Origin of the sequence: Alterotamlana spongicola (assembly GCF_035818475.1) — a bacterium.
Taxonomy (GTDB): Bacteria; Bacteroidota; Bacteroidia; order Flavobacteriales; family Flavobacteriaceae; genus Cognatitamlana.
In genome coordinates, this window is sequence record NZ_JAYMGV010000001.1 from 1,065,191 (window position 1) to 1,083,299 (window position 18,109).

At 29.2% G+C, this 18,109-nt stretch carries 16 protein-coding genes; all 16 read left to right on the forward strand.

Features of this window, described 5'->3' with window-relative positions:
* Position 1: 1 nt before the first annotated feature.
* The 16 genes from VOI54_RS04670 (at position 2) to VOI54_RS04745 (ending at position 18,109) form a co-directional block, all read left to right on the forward strand.
* Entirely contained in the window at positions 2-1,336 is a 1,335-nt protein-coding gene (locus VOI54_RS04670) for an oligosaccharide flippase family protein (RefSeq protein WP_326281555.1), read from the forward strand.
* The gene (locus VOI54_RS04675) at positions 1,329-2,231 is read left to right on the forward strand and encodes a glycosyltransferase family 2 protein (protein ID WP_326281556.1); all 903 of its coding nucleotides are present in this window, start codon (positions 1,329-1,331) and stop codon (positions 2,229-2,231) included. The genes VOI54_RS04670 and VOI54_RS04675 overlap by 8 nt, the downstream gene beginning before the upstream one ends.
* A complete protein-coding gene (locus tag VOI54_RS04680) occupies positions 2,228-3,415 on the forward strand; it encodes a hypothetical protein (RefSeq protein WP_326281557.1) in 1,188 nt (395 codons plus the stop codon). Before VOI54_RS04675 ends, VOI54_RS04680 begins: the two co-directional genes overlap by 4 nt.
* Positions 3,403-4,410, forward strand: a complete 1,008-nt coding sequence (locus tag VOI54_RS04685) for a hypothetical protein (protein ID WP_326281558.1) — start codon at positions 3,403-3,405, stop codon at positions 4,408-4,410. The genes VOI54_RS04680 and VOI54_RS04685 overlap by 13 nt, the downstream gene beginning before the upstream one ends.
* A gap of 15 nt (positions 4,411-4,425) precedes the next feature.
* Positions 4,426-5,643: an O-antigen ligase family protein gene (locus VOI54_RS04690; protein WP_326281559.1), complete on the forward strand. Its 1,218-nt coding sequence runs from the start codon at positions 4,426-4,428 to the stop codon at positions 5,641-5,643.
* Between the two features lie 54 nt (positions 5,644-5,697).
* Positions 5,698-6,141 (forward strand): serine O-acetyltransferase, encoded by a 444-nt coding sequence (locus VOI54_RS04695; RefSeq protein WP_326281560.1) that lies wholly within the window; start codon positions 5,698-5,700, stop codon positions 6,139-6,141.
* Positions 6,142-6,159: 18 nt separating this feature from the next.
* A complete protein-coding gene (locus tag VOI54_RS04700) occupies positions 6,160-7,611 on the forward strand; it encodes an MBOAT family O-acyltransferase (RefSeq protein ID WP_326281561.1) in 1,452 nt (483 codons plus the stop codon).
* A gap of 4 nt (positions 7,612-7,615) precedes the next feature.
* Entirely contained in the window at positions 7,616-8,458 is an 843-nt protein-coding gene (locus tag VOI54_RS04705; RefSeq protein WP_326281562.1) for a hypothetical protein, read from the forward strand.
* Positions 8,459-8,633: 175 nt separating this feature from the next.
* Positions 8,634-9,146: a phage head spike fiber domain-containing protein gene (locus VOI54_RS04710; RefSeq protein ID WP_326281563.1), complete on the forward strand. Its 513-nt coding sequence runs from the start codon at positions 8,634-8,636 to the stop codon at positions 9,144-9,146.
* Between the two features lie 6 nt (positions 9,147-9,152).
* Complete coding sequence (locus VOI54_RS04715; RefSeq protein WP_326281564.1) at positions 9,153-10,196, forward strand: glycosyltransferase; 1,044 nt, start codon at positions 9,153-9,155, stop codon at positions 10,194-10,196.
* Positions 10,197-11,231, forward strand: coding sequence for a CapA family protein (locus VOI54_RS04720; RefSeq protein WP_326281565.1), 1,035 nt, complete (start codon positions 10,197-10,199; stop codon positions 11,229-11,231).
* 10 nt (positions 11,232-11,241) lie between these two features.
* The gene (locus VOI54_RS04725; protein WP_326281566.1) at positions 11,242-12,582 is read left to right on the forward strand and encodes a phenylacetate--CoA ligase family protein; all 1,341 of its coding nucleotides are present in this window, start codon (positions 11,242-11,244) and stop codon (positions 12,580-12,582) included.
* Between the two features lie 302 nt (positions 12,583-12,884).
* Positions 12,885-14,276, forward strand: coding sequence for a heparinase II/III domain-containing protein (locus tag VOI54_RS04730; protein ID WP_326281567.1), 1,392 nt, complete (start codon positions 12,885-12,887; stop codon positions 14,274-14,276).
* Positions 14,273-15,472 (forward strand): glycosyltransferase family 4 protein, encoded by a 1,200-nt coding sequence (locus tag VOI54_RS04735; RefSeq protein WP_326281568.1) that lies wholly within the window; start codon positions 14,273-14,275, stop codon positions 15,470-15,472. Before VOI54_RS04730 ends, VOI54_RS04735 begins: the two co-directional genes overlap by 4 nt.
* A 167-nt stretch (positions 15,473-15,639) precedes the next feature.
* On the forward strand, positions 15,640-16,689 hold the full coding sequence (locus VOI54_RS04740; RefSeq protein ID WP_326281569.1) for an MraY family glycosyltransferase: 1,050 nt from the start codon (positions 15,640-15,642) through the stop codon (positions 16,687-16,689).
* A gap of 19 nt (positions 16,690-16,708) precedes the next feature.
* Positions 16,709-18,109 carry a UDP-glucose 6-dehydrogenase gene (locus VOI54_RS04745; protein ID WP_326281570.1) on the forward strand — a complete coding sequence of 467 codons (1,401 nt, stop codon included), beginning with the start codon at positions 16,709-16,711 and terminating at the stop codon, positions 18,107-18,109.

An 18,109-nucleotide genomic window follows, 5' to 3' on the forward strand; every position in this document is an offset into this window, starting at 1 on the left:
AATGACTTGGAGAGACATAAATTTTATTAGAGAGGTTAAATCTTCATTGGTATTTAAATTTTTATCAGTACTTATTTCCTTCTTATTGGTAAGATTGTTACTCAAATATTTGGGAGCCAGTAATTATGGGCTGTGGTCTGTAATATTGACGTTTTTAAATTGGGTTATTTTTTTTGATTTAGGGATTACAAATGGCGTAAAGAATAAATTATCGGAGAGTTTGAGTAAATCAAATAAAACCCTAGGAAAAAAATATATTTCAACTGGATATATAGCTACTTTTTCATTTTCTATAATATCGTATTTGATAATTCTAATATTTTCTTTCCTTATAGATTGGCAATCGGTATTTAATGAATACAATTTTAGCAATGATTATTTAAGAGAACTTGTTTTAATAATTCTGTTTTTTACTTTGTTAAACTTTTCTCTTTCTATGATTAATGCCGTTTTTAATGCTGTACAAAAAGCGTCTTTAATTACGGTAAATCAATTTTTAACCCAAGTTTTTACACTTACCTCCCTATTTATACTAATAAGATTCACTCAATCTGATTTGCATACTTTGGCTTTATTATATGGGTGCTCAATGCTCATAAGTAACATTTTACTGTCTATTTGGTTTTATTCTAAGAATAAGGAACTTTTACCTGAATTTAAAGCATATGATAAAACGTTATTAAAACCTATATTATCTTTGGGTTTACGCTTTTTCATACTACAGACAACCATGATGGTTATACTTACAACTGATAGATTTATTATTGTGCACTTAACAAATGCAGAAGAAGTAGCTAAATATGATGTTATTAATAGGTATTTTAACATATTGCTTATTATCCATACTTTGATTAATACGCCATTATGGCCTATGTATACGGAAGCCTATCACAAAGGAGATTATAATTGGTTGGAACGTATTATGAGGAAAATGTTTTATCTGGGCTTAATATATGTAATGGCCATTTTAATTATGATTTTTGTTGGAGAATTTGTATTAGAAATTTGGCTAGGAGAAAATGTTTTAGAAGTACTGAAATCTAATTTTGCTTTTATGGGTGTTTTAGTGTTTTTTAATATATGTCATTCAATACTTGCATATTTTACTAATGGTATTGGTAAAACATCTATACAGTTAATCACTTCTTTATTAGGGGCGATATTGAACATCCCAATATCTATTTTTTTGGTTAATTATTTTAATTTAGGAATTAACGGGGTCATGATTGCTACAATAATTTGTTTATCATTTTTTTGTATTATTGGTCCTTTTCAGGTAATAAAGGAAATTAGAATTTTAAAAACCAATTATCTTAATGCACAGAAAAATGAATAAAGCTTTAACCATCCTAATTCCGGTTTTCAATGAACTTTTTTTTACAAAACAGTGCTTGAACAACCTTAAAGAAGCTCTGTTATTTTATAAAAGTGAAATTAAAGATACATTTGATATTAAAATAATTTTGATTGACGATGGTTCTACAGATGGAACTTCCCATTGGGTAAGTGAAAATTACCCTGAAGTAAAGATTCTAAAAGGAGATGGTTCATTATTTTGGTCAGCAGCTATTAATATGGGAATTGAATATGCCTTGAAAATTCCAAATATTTCCCATGTATTGTTTTGGAATAAAGACTTATATATCGAAAAGGATTATTTGATACAATTGCATGAACATATTTTAAAAGTTGATGAAAACGTGATTTTGGCATCAAAATTAATGAGAAAGAATGAGCCAGATACATTATTTTCTTTCGGAGGGACCTATGACCCAAAAACAGATAAGAAAATAAATATTGGAAGCGGGAAAAAAGATGGTAAAGAATTTAGTGAAAGAAAACAGGTTGATTGGTGTGGAGGAATGGCTGTTGTCATGCCTAAAGAAGTTTTTGTTATTATTGGATTGTGTGACAGTAAAAATTTTCCTCAATATGATGGTGATTGTGACTTTTTTTTAAGAGCAAAAAAAGCAAATTTTAATTTACATATAATACCAAATCTAAAGGCTTGGAACATTCATGAGAACACAGGTAGAAAAGAAGGATATAATTTTAAAAATTATTTATGGTATTTAAATGATGTCAGGTCATTTATTAATGTTAAAATAAGCTATAAGTTTCTTAAAAAGCATTCTTCGGGTTATTTGCCGTTCGTTTATTTTACCCTACGTTATACCAAATTCACTTTTAATTATATAAGGAAAGGGGTAATATCAATGTTTAAAGTATGAAATTAAGTAAGCTTTATAACGATTTAGAAATGCTAATGATTGGCTTTGCCGTTGTTATCTTTACTCTCGGCTATACTTCGTTTAGTTTAATCACAGCTCTTTATTGTTTTCTAAAATTTAGAACTATTAAATGGCCATATCTAGTAGTAATCTTATTTTTTTCGATTTTAATACCGGGTACGATTCTAACACTGTGGAATATTTTTATTTCAAAATATGATAGTATTTATACTGTAGGCATGTTATACAGAACGCGTTTCTTTTGGATACGAGTAATTTTTGCCTCTGGAATTTTTGTTTATCTCTACTCTTTAAATTACAAAGAAATTTTGAAATTTGTTTATTACATGTCTATACCTTGCACTGTAATAGGCTTACTTCAATTAGTTTCTAATCCAGTTAAAAGAGTAACTATGTTGGCTTATGAGGCCAGTGCAGCAGGCATGTATTATCTTTTTATGGTTCCTTTGTTATTAGAATATTATAAAGTAAACAGAAGACATAAATTTTGGGTTTTTTTATTCATTTTTACAGGGCTTTTTATTAGGTCTAAAGCACAAATTTTAGTTTTACCCTTAATGTTATTATATTTTATTTTCACTTCTGATAATAGGAAACTAAAAGGAGGCGTGATTATAATTATTGTGATTGGTTTATTATCATTACCATTTATCCTGCAAATGGATCAGCTTAAAGGGCTTAATCATTTCATGACAGTTTTAAATAAGGAAGGGATTACAGGGTTAACTGAAAAAAATCAAGTATGGTCAACTTTTACTTTTCGCTTTAGTTCGTTTTTAGTTGCTTTGCAGTTATTAGGAGATAATTTATTTGGCTCAGGATTTGGAGCTTTTCATCCAGAATATATTGAGATAATGATTTCAGATGAATTTTTATCAAAGATGACTGGAGTGGAAATTAAAGGAGCTTTAGAAAATAAATATTATGCATCACCTAAGTCCATATTTTTTGATTACTTAGTAAGTTCAGGGTTATTTTTTTTAGTTCCTATAACTCTAATAGTAATCAAATTTTTTAAAAGTAATACCTCAATATTGATTAAAGCCTCTTTATATAGCTTCCTTCTTGTTTCATTGATGGTTGAGTTATCTCCCTTTTTAGTTTTTTTGGTTATTAGTTTAGCCTTATTTTACAAGTCAAAAGAAATAATATGCAAGATTTAGTATTTTATTCAAAGTTTAAAAGAGTTTTAAATGAAGCCACTACTTTATACGTTAATATTATTAGTGAATCAATTAGCCCAAATAGTAATTGGCGTATTACGAATAAGGTTTCCGATATCGAAAAAAATAGCATAGTAATTACCATAACATGTATTGATTTTCTTAATGTAAAATTACGTCACCCATTTATTAAATGCTTTAATTGGTTTCAAGGTGTTATACCTGAAGAATCTTTAATGGAAAAGAAACAAAAACATAAGTATTATATTCTATCTATGTTTGAGTATTTAACTTTAAAATTCTCACATTTCAATTTTTTTGTTTCTAAAAAAATGTACAAGCACTATAAAAAAAAGTATAATTATAATGGAAATAATTTTTTTATAATGCCATGTTTTAATTTAGAAATTTCTAAAGAAATTAAAAATAAGTCTTTTAATAAAAGCTTGGTATATGCCGGATCAATGGCTCCTTGGCAAAAGGTTGAGTCTATTTTAACAACCTATAAAGAATTAAGAGAGATAGATGCTGATTTTAATTTAACCATATTGACTATGGATTTGGATGAAGCAAAAAAAATGATATTTAATGCCAATCTTGAAGATAAAGTCGAGTGCAAGTGTGTTGAACTTTCGTATTTACAAGAAGAGCTGTTAAAATATAAATATGGATTTTTACTTCGGGATGATCATGTTGTTAATAATGTTGCATGTCCGACTAAAATGAATTCTTACATGGCCAGCGGTGTTATTCCAATTTATTCTGAGACCATTGGAGACTTTTTTGAAATGTTTGAAAAAATGAAATTTTCAATATCAATAAAAGAATCATATAATTATCATAAGATAGCTTCATTAATTCATGAATTTGAATGCAATAGGTTTAATGGAGAAGATTTAGAGATAGAATATCAATCTTTCTTTGAAAATTATTATAACCAACACAGTTATATTAAGACTATAAGAGAGCTTTTATCATTGCAAATTATTAATTAGGGTTGTCTAAGTTTTATGAAAAAAATATTGACAAATGTATCATTTGATAAGATGTATATATGGGTACTTGCATTGTTTGCTTTTTCAATTCCCTATAAGAACAATTTTAGTAATATTGCTTTAATTAGTTTAGTGTTTTTTAGTATTTGTTGTGTAAATAGAAGAAGTCTAAAAAAAAGAGTTAGGGATTATGCTTGGATATTATTATTGATAAATGGATTGGTTTTTTTTCTTGGGTGTTTTTTTATAAACAAAGAGATTTCATTTAATGGGTTTAATAAGATAGGAAAGGTTGTTTTATTGCTGTTGATGCCCGTACTCCTGCATAAGTATAGAACTCTGAAAGAGGAAAATATTATTTTTCTTGCTTTTGGTTGTGGAGTGGTTATTGGGTTAGTTTTATGTTGGACTGCTTTTTTTTTAAATTCTACCAATATAATTAATTATTCAAATTTTACTGCTCCGATGGGAGGTATTCACCCAGTATACTTCTCCCAATTTGTAGTAATGGCATTTTTTATTTTTTTGGAAAATTTATTACGCTCAATTAAACTAGAGTATAAAATAATATTAATAGTTCTATTAATATTTTTATCTATTTCTTTATTTTATATTCAAGCGAGAACTCCTGTGGTAGCTTTTATTTTATGCTTGTTTGTTTTTGCTTTTTATAAAATTTTGATTCAAAACGATATTAAAAACCTTAAATATCTGATTCTGGTAATTTTTTTAGGAGCGCTGATATTTTTTATTGCTATTAATGATATTGATTACTTATTAATTAAAGATAGAATGATTAATAATTTCAATGAAGGGTTAACAATAAGACTCCATTCATGGAGATGTGCTTGGAATGTATTTATAGAGAACCCAAAACTTTTAGGAGTTGGGTTTAGTAATACGCAATATTATTTGGACGAATGTTATAAAAGTAGTTATTTAGCTCGACCTTATTTTGAACATTATAATTCGCATAACCAATATTTGCAAATTTTGGTGTCATCTGGAGTTATAGGGATTATTTCATGGTTGTTTATGGTAGGATATGCCTTTTATAGGACAATAATTAATAATAACTTATTGGGCTTAATTTTTTTGATTCTATTTTCTATTTGTTGTATTACTGAAGTTTACCTAGTAAGGATTTGGGGGGTGTTGTTTTATGCCTTGTTTTATTCTTTATTAGTATTTCGAACTAAAAAAGAAAAAATGTCTGATAATTTAAAAGAATAATTATTTTGACAAAAGGGTTTTTGTTTCTATCTAAAATTTTAAAATTAATAAAAAATGCAACTACTATTAAAATTACATAGGCTTAGCCATAAACTACACAAAAGAAAAGTACCAATATTACCAAAAATGATATATTATTTAAATTATTTGCTATTTAATTCTAGCGTCCCCCCCGAAGTTGTTATAGGGAGAAATACCATTTTTGCATATGGAGGAATAGGGGTAGTAATTCACAAAAGAGCTATTATTGGTGATAATTGCAATATTGGTCAAGGAATAACTATAGGAGGTAGGTCAAAATATTTCGATGTGCCCAAAATTAGGAATAATGTATATATAGGTGCCGGAGCTAGGGTTTTAGGCCCTATTACGGTAGGAAATGAAACCATAATAGCACCAAATTCAGTTGTCCTAAAAAATATCCCTGATAATTGTATGGTAGCTGGTGTTCCAGCAATGATAAAGAAAGAAAATATAAAAGTTTCAGATTTTGTTTAAATTATTCTTCTTAACTAAATGCTTTTTAACTCAATTGATTTTGCATTATTCTTACCAATAATTTTTTTATTTTACTGGTTTGTAACAAATAAGAGCTTAAAACTTCAAAATTTTTTATTAGTAGTTGCAAGTTATATATTTTATGGTTGGTGGGACTGGAGGTTTTTATCATTAATACTTTTTAGTACTGTTGTTGACTATACAATAGGATATAAATTAAAGAGCGAGGAGAATCAATTAAAACGACAAATTCTCCTTTGGACAAGTATAGTTGTTAACCTTGGGTTTTTAGGGTTTTTCAAATATTACAATTTCTTTTTGGATAATTTTATTAGTGTTTTCTCTTTTTTTGGAACGAAGCTTTCTGCTAATGCGCTAAATATTATTTTACCAGTAGGAATTAGTTTTTATACGTTTCAAACGTTAAGTTACACTATTGACGTCTATAAGAGGAAATTAGATCCGACATCAGATTTTATAGCATTTGCAGCTTTCGTTTCTTTTTTCCCGCAATTAGTTGCTGGGCCCATAGAAAGAGCAACAAATTTACTGCCTCAATTTTATAAGAAAAGACAGTTTGATTATAATAAAGCTGTTGACGGTATGAGGCAGATATTATGGGGGTTATTTAAAAAAATTGTCATTGCAGATAACTGTGCAGAGCACGCTAATCTTATTTTTAGTAATTCCGAAGATTTAAATGGCAGTACTTTATTTTTAGGAGCTTTATTCTTTACTTTTCAAATTTATGGAGATTTCTCGGGATACTCAGATATAGCAATTGGGGTTTCTCGGTTATTTGGGTTTAACTTAAAACAAAATTTCGCTTTTCCATATTTTTCAAGAGATATTGCTGAATTTTGGAGACGTTGGCATATTTCTTTAAACACATGGTTTAGAGATTATCTCTATATTCCCTTGGGGGGTAGTCGGGGAAGCAAGTGGATAAAGGTTAGAAATACCTTTATAATTTTTACAGTAAGTGGGTTTTGGCATGGAGCAAACTGGACATTTATTATTTGGGGAATTTTAAATGCACTGTTTTTTTTGCCTATTATGTTAAGTAATAATAATCGTAAAAATATAAGCATAGTTGCTCAAGGAAGAACGTTTCCTGGTTTCAAAGATTTCATTGGTATGATTGTTACTTTTTTGTTGACCGTTTTTGCCTGGGTTTTTTTTAGGGCTGAAAATATTGAACAAGCCATCGAAGTTGTATCGGAGATGGTTTCAGCTTCTTTTTTTGAACTCCCAAGATTTGTTCAAAATAGAAGAGGTGCGATTATAACAATAGTTTTAGTTTGTTTATTCGTTTTAATAGAATGGAACGGTAGAGAAAGTCAATATGCGATAGCTAATTCTTTATTAAAAAAAAGAAGAATTATGAGGTGGGGATATTATTTAATAATCATATTTTTGATATTTTGGTTTAGGGGAGAAAACCAAGATTTTATATATTTTCAATTTTAAATAAATGATGAAAACCTTTCTCAGAAATTGTGCTTTATTCTTGGTTTTGACTGTATTATTTATAGAGGGAATTACAGCTTTTTTGAAATATTCAGGGCTCTTTCTAAAGTACTACCCAGGAAAAGAGATTTATTATGCTATAGAAAAAAGTAAGCTGAGTAATGATTCAAAGATATTACTTTTGGGCGATAGTGTAGGTCGTCAACTTTTTGATAATACAATAAATAATAAACAGATAAACTCCTTAGCTTGTAATCAAGCTGTTGGTATGCCAGGTCAATATTTTTTATTGAATAATTATTTAAATTCTGAAAATGAAGTAGATCAAGTAATTATGCTTTTCAATCCGTTATCATTCCAAAACAATTTAGATCAAATCTATACTTACCATTATTTTCTAAAACCATTTTATAATTCAGAATATACAGATTTGTTTAGTGAGAATGTAAATCGACAAATTAGTAAAATTCCGTATCACTATTTTGCTCAAGTACCTCATATTTACATAACATCATGGGCTCCTGAATTTAGGTCACTTGATAAAATAGATTACACATTTTTGTCTCCTATTTCCATAGAATATTTAATAAAAATTAAAGAACTGTCTTCAAAGTATAGTTTTAAGTTAAATATTTTACCAACACCCGTCAGCATAGAGAGCAAAGCTTTTATTGAAGCAATCGATAAAACAGAATTTCAAAAATGTAATCTTGATAGCGAGTTTAGAAATTATTTTGAAAAGATTGTCTACTTGGATAGTGCAAATTTTGAAGATGGGATACATTTGACTCAACCAGAAAGATATATTGAGGAATACAAAAAGGAAATTTTATTACAGAGCAATTAAATAAAAAGTTGTTTAGAAATTATGTAAAATGACTTGAATTATAATCCTATTAGAATTTTCAAATTAGTATTTTTGATTGATATTTTCAAATCCTGCTATGAAATACGTTTTTTTAAGCCTATTTTTTTTGATTTTGATTTTTTCTTGTAATAAGGAGAAAAAGGAAAAAGTAAAAATGAAATATTTTACCGAAGCTAATCAAATCAACCTTCTTCATTATACAGAAGATTTTTCAGATATGTCTTGGACTAAAGAATATGTTATAGTTAAAGATAATAAAGCTATATCGCCTAAAAAACGACCTTCGGCTGATTTAATTGATTTAACTAATAAAGCAGATTCGCGGATTTATCAAATGGTACCGACTCTTAGTGAAGGATCGTATGCGTTTACAGTTTATTTAAAGGCTTTTGAAGGAGAGTCAGGTTTATTTCCTATTACGGCTTTTTGCAAAGGGAAAAATGGGAAGTATGTTAATGCTCTAGTAGATATTAATAGTGAAAATTGGACCAGGGCTACTATTAAAGTGAGTCAAGATAGTGTTGGAGATATACTGGTGTATCCTGGTAATTTAAGGGTAAAAGATTATACTTTGACTAAGGCTTATGTGTGGGGGGGACAGCTAGAGAAACTGAACACGATTTTGGATACTCCAAAACCCTACGTTGGGAATGATATTATTGAATAGTTTTGAATGGAAAAAAAGTACTTGATTTTAGGAGCAATACCTATAGAGGGTAAGCCTGAAACTTTTGGAGGAACTACTGTTTTAATGAAGTCTCTTTTAGATTTTGTAGAAAAAGAAAAGTACAATTACTCGTTTGTTCAGTTAAACAAATATTCGGGTAAATTATCTGCAGTTAGAAATTATATTTATGTACTTTTTGTTTTTTTTATCAAAGTATATAGGAACGATATTATTATACTAAACGTAGCAAGAAAAGGCGCTTTTCTGTTAAGCCCTGTAATTTTTGTTTTTTCAAAACTTTTTTTCAAAAAAGTTGTTTTCAGAATTTTTGGAGGGAATTTTCAGGATTTATTTGAAAACAAATATTCTTATCTTAAATTATTAGCCAAAAGTACTTTTCTAAAATCTGATTTATTGGTTTTTGAGACAAAACAAAATATTAATTTTTTAAAATCGATGGGATATGAAAATTTTTTTCATTTGCCAAACGTTAGAAGTAAACCAAATTTTGAGTACTTAAGAACACTACACGATTATCGAAGGAGATTTGTTTTTATTGGACATGTTAAGAAACAAAAAGGAATATTAGATATTATAGAAGCTTCAAGAAATTTACCAGATAGTTTCAAGATTGATATCTATGGACCGATTAAAGAACAAGAAATAATCAGTAGGGTTGATAAAAGTTCAATAGTCAATTATAAAGGAGTTTTAAAACCAAATAACGTAATTAAAACTTTAGCGGAATATGATGTTATATTACTTCCTAGTTATCACGAAGGAGAAGGGCATCCTGGAATACTTATAGAGGGTATGTCTATTGGTTTGCCTGCAATATCAACTAATTGGAAAGCTATTCCTGAAGTTATTAAAGAAGGCTATAATGGCTTGCTTATACCTGTAAAAAACCCTAAACTTTTACAAAAAGCTATGTTAGAAATCAATGATGAAAATTACATTTCATTTTCTAAAAATGCGTTAAAAAAATTTGATTTTTTTAATGACAAAAATATATATACCAATTTTTTTAACCACTTAAATTTTCTTTAAATGATTTTTCTGGGAGATATAGCATTACCTTACATAGGAGCAATTAATTACCATATTCCAGATTTTTTTTCAGAGAAGCATGTTATAGCAAATTTAGAGGGTGCTCTGGTAACTGATACCACCAAATTCTTAAAACACAATTTGGTGGTCAATGATTTTCATTCTATAGAAAACTTAAATAGGGAGTTGGACATACATTTTTCATTAAATAATAACCATATCTTAGATAATGGGAATTTTCAAGAGACCGAAAATAATGCTAGACTTCTAAAACTATCTACATTTGGCGCAGGCTCAGACATTAATAAGGCTTCTGAACCTCTAATTATATCAAGTGAAAAATCGATTATTCTTAATTTTGGATGGAATACTATAGAATGCATTTATGCAAGAAAAAATAAAGCTGGTGTTAATCCTTTAGAAGAAAATTATGTTTTATCAGAATACGAAAAGTATAGAAATTTATACCCAGATTATAAAATCATTTGTTTTTTTCATTGGGATTACGAATTGGAAAAATACCCTATGCCCTCACAAAGAGATTTGTCTTTTAGACTAATTGATAAGGATTGCGATGCCATTATAGGATGTCACCCACATAGGATTCAGGGTTATGAGACTTACAGGAATAAACCAATAATATATAGTTTAGGAAATTGGTTATTTGCTCAAGGAGTTTACAGAAATGGTAATCTGAAATTTCCAGACTTTTGTAATTTGGAATTAGCTTTTGAGTATAAAGACTCTGGAAACCATTTATGTCATTTTTTTAAATATAATAAAGACAGGCAAGAATTAAGCTTTTACAAAACTGAACCACTGCATGAATCAAAGATTTTAGGTGACCTGACGCCATTTAAAAATATGACTTCCATAGAATATGAAAAATGGTTTAAGGTAAATAGATTTCATAAAAAAGCGATTCCTATATATAAAAGTAGTGATGGTCTATTTGAAAGAAAAATGAAAAACCTCTATAATACTTTTAGAACGGCCTTAATTAATTTTTTAGTCAGTTTCAATCTTAAAAAATAAAATAGGGATCATGAGTTTAAAAAAGAAAATTTATGATAGCTCACCAATATTCTTACAAAATATACTGGTGTCTATCAAAGGATATAAAAAGTTTAAAATTCGATATAGAAATGAACTTAAAAACGAAATTATAAAGGAAAGTCAAAATAATAGTGAGACTTTAAAAAAACTCCAAACCCAAAAACTTAAATCTTACCTTGAAGAAGCAAAGAATAATTCTGATTATTGGAAAGATATCATTTCACAGGAGTTCATTGATGACTTTAAATTAGAAAATTTGAAAACGCTTCCCATAATTACAAAAAATGATATAATTCAGAATAAGTCCTTTTTTGTTAATAAAGAAACTAACTCGTGTAATAATCTAATCTTAAGTACAAGTGGAACTTCGGGAGCAGGGTTTAATTTCCTGATTTCAAAAAAGGCAGTGTCTATAGGTTTTACTCTGTTTTGGCAAGATTGTTATCACCAAAACCGTTTTGGAGACAAATACGCTACTTTTAATGGAAATATAATAGTTTCGTTAAAACAAAAAAACAAACCGTTTTGGCGTTTTAATAGGGCTTTCAATCAAACAATATTTTCAGTTTTTCACATGAACGACAAAAATTTACTAAGCTATTATGCGAAACTTAAGAAGGGTAACTATATGTTTGTGAATGGCTATCCATCTGCTATTTATCATTTAGCTGAGTTTATTTTAAATAAAAATTTACCACCGTTGAAGGTCAAGGCAATATATACTTCATCTGAAAGCCTATATATATGGCAAAGAATTACAATAGAGAAGGCCTTTTCTTCTAAAATTTACGATTTATATTCTAATGCCGAGCAGACAGTTTTGGCTTATCAGGGTGAAGATTCAAAATATAAGGTTTCTCCTCTTTTTTCATATGTATGGTTTAAAGAAACAGATGTAATGATAGAGAATGAAAAGGCTTATAAAGTTATTGGTACTAATTTTAACAATGACGCTATGTTTTTTATTAACTATGATACAAATGATTTGGTATTGCTAGATAAAAAAGGTGAGATAAAGAAAGTAATAGGTAGACAAGAAGATGTAATTGTTCTTGTTGATGGGACAAAAATAGGTAGGCTAGATCATTTATTTAAAGAAGCTGAAGATGTCAAAGCAGCACAAATTATACAAAATGATTACGATAATATTATAATTCGAGTTGTACTTAGGGAAGAGGTTTTTAAATCTAAGGAGGGTATAATAAAACAAATACGAAATCGAATATCCAAAGAAATGAAAATTAGTTTCGAAATTGTTGAAAGGATTGAGAAAAACCAAAACGGAAAATATAAATTTGTAATATCGAATTTAAAGAATAAAGAAATTTAAAAGGAAGTTTTCAGACGGGGTCAAATAGGAAATACTGATAATATTAATTCGAAATAATAATTTAATCAATTTGAAAATGTCGCTGAAAAGTAAATTATAAAATTTAGATGGAGTAAATGAGTGGGAATAAATTTTACCTTTTTTTAAATACTATAAAATTTCTAAAACCAAAACAAGTATATTATCAGGTTTTTTATAAGGTTAGAAACAAATTTTTTAAAATTGAGTCTTCGAAGCCTCATATAAAAGATATTAAGCCCTTAAACTTTAATGATTCTTTTTATTACAAGAATTCATTTAGTATGAATAATGCATTTACTTTTCTTAATAGATTACATGTTTTTAAAAATTGCATTGATTGGAACTATGGAAAATATGGTAAGCTTTGGACTTATAATTTAAACTATTTTGATTTTTTGAATCAAAAAAAGATAACAAAAGAGCTAGGGCTAAAATTAATTGAAGATTATATTATTCAGGATAAAAACCTAAAGGATGGCAAAGAACCATACCCTATTTCCCTACGGAGCATAAACTGGATTAAGTTTGTATCAAGACATAAAATATCTAACGTTAATATTGATAAAATTTTATACAATGATTTTCAAATTTTGCTCAAAAATATAGAATATCATTTAATGGGTAATCACCTTTTAGAAAATGGTTTTGCTTTATTTTTTGGAGGATACTACTTTAGAGATGAAAAGTTATATAAATTGGCAAAAAAAATTCTTAAAAAAGAATTGAATGAGCAAATCTTACAGGATGGAGCTCATTTTGAACTCTCTCCCATGTATCATCAAATCCTGTTAAATCGTTTACTAGACTGTATTAATCTAATAAGAAATAACCTTTGGGTACAAGACGAGTTGCTTCATGTTTTAAATGAAAAAGGAGGAAAAATGCTTTCTTGGTTGCAAACAGTAACTTATAAATGTGGGACAATTCCGATGGTTAATGATAGTGCTTATGGAATAGCTCCTAATTCAAAAGACATCTTTAGGTATGCTAGAGAGTTAGAAATAAAATGGGATAAAATTAATCTATTTGACTCTGGATATAGAAAAAAAGATAATGATTTTTATGAGCTATTTTTTGATGTTGGTAACATTGGACCAAAATATCAACCAGGTCATGCACATTCAGATACTTTTAACTTCGAATTGTATGTCCAAGGAAAACCAGTTATTGTTGATTTAGGGACAAGCACTTATGAGAAAAATGAAAAAAGGCAATTAGAACGTTCTACTCATTCTCATAATACCGTGCAAGTAGGGAGTCTAGAGCAATCAGAAATATGGGGAGGTTTTAGAGTTGGTAGAAGAGCGGAAATAATTGAGCTTAAAGAACAAGGGAATAGTGTGGTAGCTACTCATAATGGCTATAAGAGATTAAATGTTTTCCATACTCGAGAGTTTAAAACTTTCCCAGAAGAAATTCAAATAATAGATAGTTTAAGCGGAACGATTTCTTTGCCTAATAGGGCGTATTTTCATTTATATCCTGATGTAAAAAACCTATTAGTTAACGGTAATATGGTCAAGTTAGATGAAAATATAGCTATTGAGTTTATAGGCTCTGAGAAAATTAAGGTAGAGAATTATGAATATGCTCTTGGGTTTAATAAAACCAAAAAAGCTAAAAGGATTGTTGTTAATTTTAAGAAAGAACTAACTACTAAAATCAATTTATGAAGCTCCTATTCATTACAGATAATTTTGTGCCAGAACTAAATGCGCCAGCAACAAGAACCTATGAGCACTGTAAAGAGTGGGTAAAATCTGGGGTGGATGTAACAGTTATAACTTGCGTCCCAAATTTCCCAAAAGGAAAAGTTTTCAATGGATATAAAAATAAATTGTATCAAAAGGAGATAATTGATGGTATTAAGGTAATAAGGGTGTGGACTTTTATTGCGGCTAATAAAGGGTTTGTTAAAAGAATATTAGATTATACAAGTTTTATGGTATCATCATTTTTAGCAGGATTGTTTGTTAAAACTGATGTAATCGTTGCTACTTCTCCACAGTTTTTTACGGCTATTTCTGGTAGATGGTTAGGGTTTTGGAAACGAAAAAAATGGATTATGGAGGTTAGAGACTTATGGCCAGAATCAATAAAGGCAGTTGGTGCTATGCAAGGAGGCTTAGTAATTCGTTTTTTTGAGTATTTGGAAAAGAGTATGTATCAAAAAGCTAATAAGATAGTTGTTGTTACGGATTCTTTTAAGAAAATATTGATTGAAAAACACCATATACCTAACAATAAAATAGAAGTTATAAAAAATGGTATAAATAGTGAATTATTCAACCCATTACCAAAAAATAAAGTTTTACTTAAGAGACTAAATTTAGAGAATAAAATAATTATAGGGTACATGGGAACTCACGGCATGGCTCATGGTTTAGACTTTATTATGAAATCTGCTAAAAATATTAAAAATAATAATCTTCATTTTCTCTTTTTGGGGGATGGGGCTAAAAAAGACGAGTTGTTGGCTTTAAAGGATTTTCTTAAGCTTGAAAATGTTTCTATGCTTCCTTCGGTCAATAAATCCGAGGTTGCAAATTATATTTCAATATTGGACATTGCTTTGGTAAACCTAAGAAAGTCTGATACATTTAAAAGTGTTATTCCTTCTAAAATTTTTGAATTGAGTGCTATGCATAAACCAATCCTATTAGGTGTAGAGGGAGAAGCTAAACAAATTGTTGAAAGTTATAAGATTGGAGAAGCTTTTGAGCCAGAAAATGAAAAAGAATTTGTAAAGAAGATAGAAAATATTTTACAAGAAAAAAATGATTACAAATCTGGTCACGACAGGCTTATTAAAGATTTTGAAAGGTCTAAACTTGCATTAAAAATGTTAGACTTTATAAGTAATAACTAGAAGTATTTACCCAGTCACTATAATAATTTAGTATTTTTGAAAAATTATTATCTATAGACACGAAGATTTTGCCTTTATTTTATTTTTTTTTATTTTTTTTAGGGGCTTATTTAATTACTTTTTTAACCATCCCAAAAATTATTGGCTTGGTTGAGTATAAAAACCTCATGGATAACCCCAATAGCAGGAGTTCGCATTTAAGAAGAACACCTACATTAGGTGGTGTAGCTTTTTTTTATACCTTAATATTGGCTCTGTTTTTTGCAAATAGCTGGTGCGATTATAATGAAGCCATATATATAATCCCGGGCTTAACCATTTTATTTATTGTTGGGCTTAAAGATGATCTGGTGGTTTTGTCTCCATATACAAAACTTGGTGCTCAGCTTATTGCTGTCCTTTTTATATTAAGTAATGATAGTTTTACAATTCTTTCTCTAAATGGATTTTTAGATATATATGAGATTCCTGTTTATCTATATTATATTATTGGGGCTTTTATTATGGTCACCATAATTAACGCCTATAATTTAATTGATGGTATAGATGGTTTGGCTGCAATGGTTGGTATTGTGATACTTATTATATACACTACCATTTTTTACATGACCAAAGAATATTTTTTTCTTTTGATCAGCTTAACTTTAAACGGATGCTTGATAGCTTTTTTAAAATATAACCTGTCGTCAACATCAGAAAAAATATTTATGGGAGACACAGGGTCTTTGATCGTGGGTTTTGTAATTAGTATTCTTACGCTTAAGTTTTTAGCATTATCTCCCGAAGAATATGATAGTTTACCTTTTTTGATAGAGAATATTCCCTTAATTGCAATTAGTATATTAATTGTGCCCTTATTTGACACTGCCCGGGTTTTTACAATTAGGTTAGTGCGTAAAAGAAGCCCGTTTTCTCCCGATAGAAATCACACCCATCATATTCTAATAGATTATTTTAAAATCTCTCATCGAAAAGCAAGTTTGATAATTGGTGGTTTTAATTTAATTTTTGTATACCTTATCATTATATTGGGTAGTGCCTCTTATAATTTTTGGATGGTTACTGCCCTGGTTATTACGGTTGTTTTACTGGGCTATTTTTTTTATCGGTTTGATTATAGTTTTTCAAATATTAGAAGGAAAATTCGTTTTAGAAAAAAGGTAGATACCGTTAAAGAAAAAGGAAAAAAAATAATTAAACCCCCTAAGGACAATTAAAAATAAAAATATTGTTTAAATGAAAATAGAAAGTATTTGCTGTATTGGAGCTGGTTATGTTGGAGGTCCTACCATGGTCGTTATAGCTAAACAGTGCCCACACATAAAGGTAACCGTTGTTGATATAAACCAAGCCAGAATTGATGACTGGAATTCTAATGATTGTGGTGAATTACCTATTTTTGAACCGGGTTTGGCTGAGATTGTTAAAGAAACCAGGGGAAGAAATTTATTCTTTTCAACAAACATAGATAAAGCCATTGATGAGGCTGATATGATTTTCATTTCGGTGAATACTCCAACAAAAACCTACGGTAAAGGTAAAGGTATGGCCGCTGATTTAAAATATATAGAATTATGTGCAAGGCAAATTGCCAAAGTTTCTAAACAAGATAAAATAGTGGTTGAAAAATCTACACTTCCAGTGAGAACGGCATCTGCTATTAAAAATATTTTAGATCATACAGGTAACGGGGTCCAATTTCAAATCTTATCGAATCCGGAATTTTTAGCCGAAGGAACAGCCGTTCAAGATCTATTAAAACCGGACCGGGTATTAATTGGAGGGGATGCTTCTACTAAAGCAGGGCAAAAAGCCATAGAAGCTTTAGTTGATATTTATGCTAATTGGGTGCCTAATGATAAAATCTTAACGACTAATGTTTGGTCTTCAGAGTTATCCAAGCTTACGGCTAATGCTTTTCTGGCACAACGGGTATCCTCTATAAATGCCATGTCCGAAATTTGTGAAATGACAGGAGCAGATATCAAAGAGGTTTCAAAAGCTATTGGAATGGACTCCAGAATAGGGCCTAAGTTTTTAAACGCTTCGGTCGGTTTTGGAGGGTCTTGTTTTCAAAAAGATATTTTAAACTTGGTGTATATAGCCAAGAGTTATGGCTTAAATGAGGTTGCCGATTATTGGGAACAGGTAGTTTTGATGAACGATCACCAAAAAAATCGTTTTTCAGACAATATAGTAAACACATTGTATAATACTGTGTCTGGTAAAAAAATAGCACTTTTAGGTTGGGCCTTTAAAAAAGACACAAATGATACCAGGGAATCAGCAGCTATTAGGGTAGCAGATAATTTACTAAACGAACAAGCTAATCTTTTTGTTTTTGACCCTAAAGTCACTGAAGAACAAATTTATGCTGATCTTGATTATTTAGGAAACAGATTTCCGGAAGACAACAAGAATTTACTACAGGTATGTAGCACACCTTATGAAGCGATAGAAGGCGCACATGCTATAGCAATCCTTACCGAATGGGACGAGTTTAAGGCATATGACTGGAAAGAAATATATGAACAGATGCAAAAACCGGCTTTTATTTTTGATGGAAGAGCTATTTTAGATAAGAGTAAATTGGAAGACATAGGTTTTGTGTATTATCAAATAGGGAGAGGAAATTAG

Coding starts and splice junctions, on each gene's coding strand:
- VOI54_RS04680 (WP_326281557.1), top strand. CDS start 2,228: ATGAAATTAAGTAAGCTTTATAACGATTTAGAAATGCTAATGATTGGC.
- VOI54_RS04685 (WP_326281558.1), top strand. CDS start 3,403: ATGCAAGATTTAGTATTTTATTCAAAGTTTAAAAGAGTTTTAAATGAA.
- VOI54_RS04700 (WP_326281561.1), top strand. CDS start 6,160: ATGCTTTTTAACTCAATTGATTTTGCATTATTCTTACCAATAATTTTT.
- VOI54_RS04730 (WP_326281567.1), top strand. CDS start 12,885: ATGAATAATGCATTTACTTTTCTTAATAGATTACATGTTTTTAAAAAT.
- VOI54_RS04670 (WP_326281555.1), top strand. CDS start 2: ATGACTTGGAGAGACATAAATTTTATTAGAGAGGTTAAATCTTCATTG.
- VOI54_RS04745 (WP_326281570.1), top strand. CDS start 16,709: ATGAAAATAGAAAGTATTTGCTGTATTGGAGCTGGTTATGTTGGAGGT.
- VOI54_RS04690 (WP_326281559.1), top strand. CDS start 4,426: ATGAAAAAAATATTGACAAATGTATCATTTGATAAGATGTATATATGG.
- VOI54_RS04735 (WP_326281568.1), top strand. CDS start 14,273: ATGAAGCTCCTATTCATTACAGATAATTTTGTGCCAGAACTAAATGCG.
- VOI54_RS04710 (WP_326281563.1), top strand. CDS start 8,634: ATGAAATATTTTACCGAAGCTAATCAAATCAACCTTCTTCATTATACA.
- VOI54_RS04720 (WP_326281565.1), top strand. CDS start 10,197: ATGATTTTTCTGGGAGATATAGCATTACCTTACATAGGAGCAATTAAT.
- VOI54_RS04725 (WP_326281566.1), top strand. CDS start 11,242: ATGAGTTTAAAAAAGAAAATTTATGATAGCTCACCAATATTCTTACAA.
- VOI54_RS04695 (WP_326281560.1), top strand. CDS start 5,698: ATGCAACTACTATTAAAATTACATAGGCTTAGCCATAAACTACACAAA.
- VOI54_RS04740 (WP_326281569.1), top strand. CDS start 15,640: ATGGATAACCCCAATAGCAGGAGTTCGCATTTAAGAAGAACACCTACA.
- VOI54_RS04715 (WP_326281564.1), top strand. CDS start 9,153: ATGGAAAAAAAGTACTTGATTTTAGGAGCAATACCTATAGAGGGTAAG.
- VOI54_RS04705 (WP_326281562.1), top strand. CDS start 7,616: ATGATGAAAACCTTTCTCAGAAATTGTGCTTTATTCTTGGTTTTGACT.
- VOI54_RS04675 (WP_326281556.1), top strand. CDS start 1,329: ATGAATAAAGCTTTAACCATCCTAATTCCGGTTTTCAATGAACTTTTT.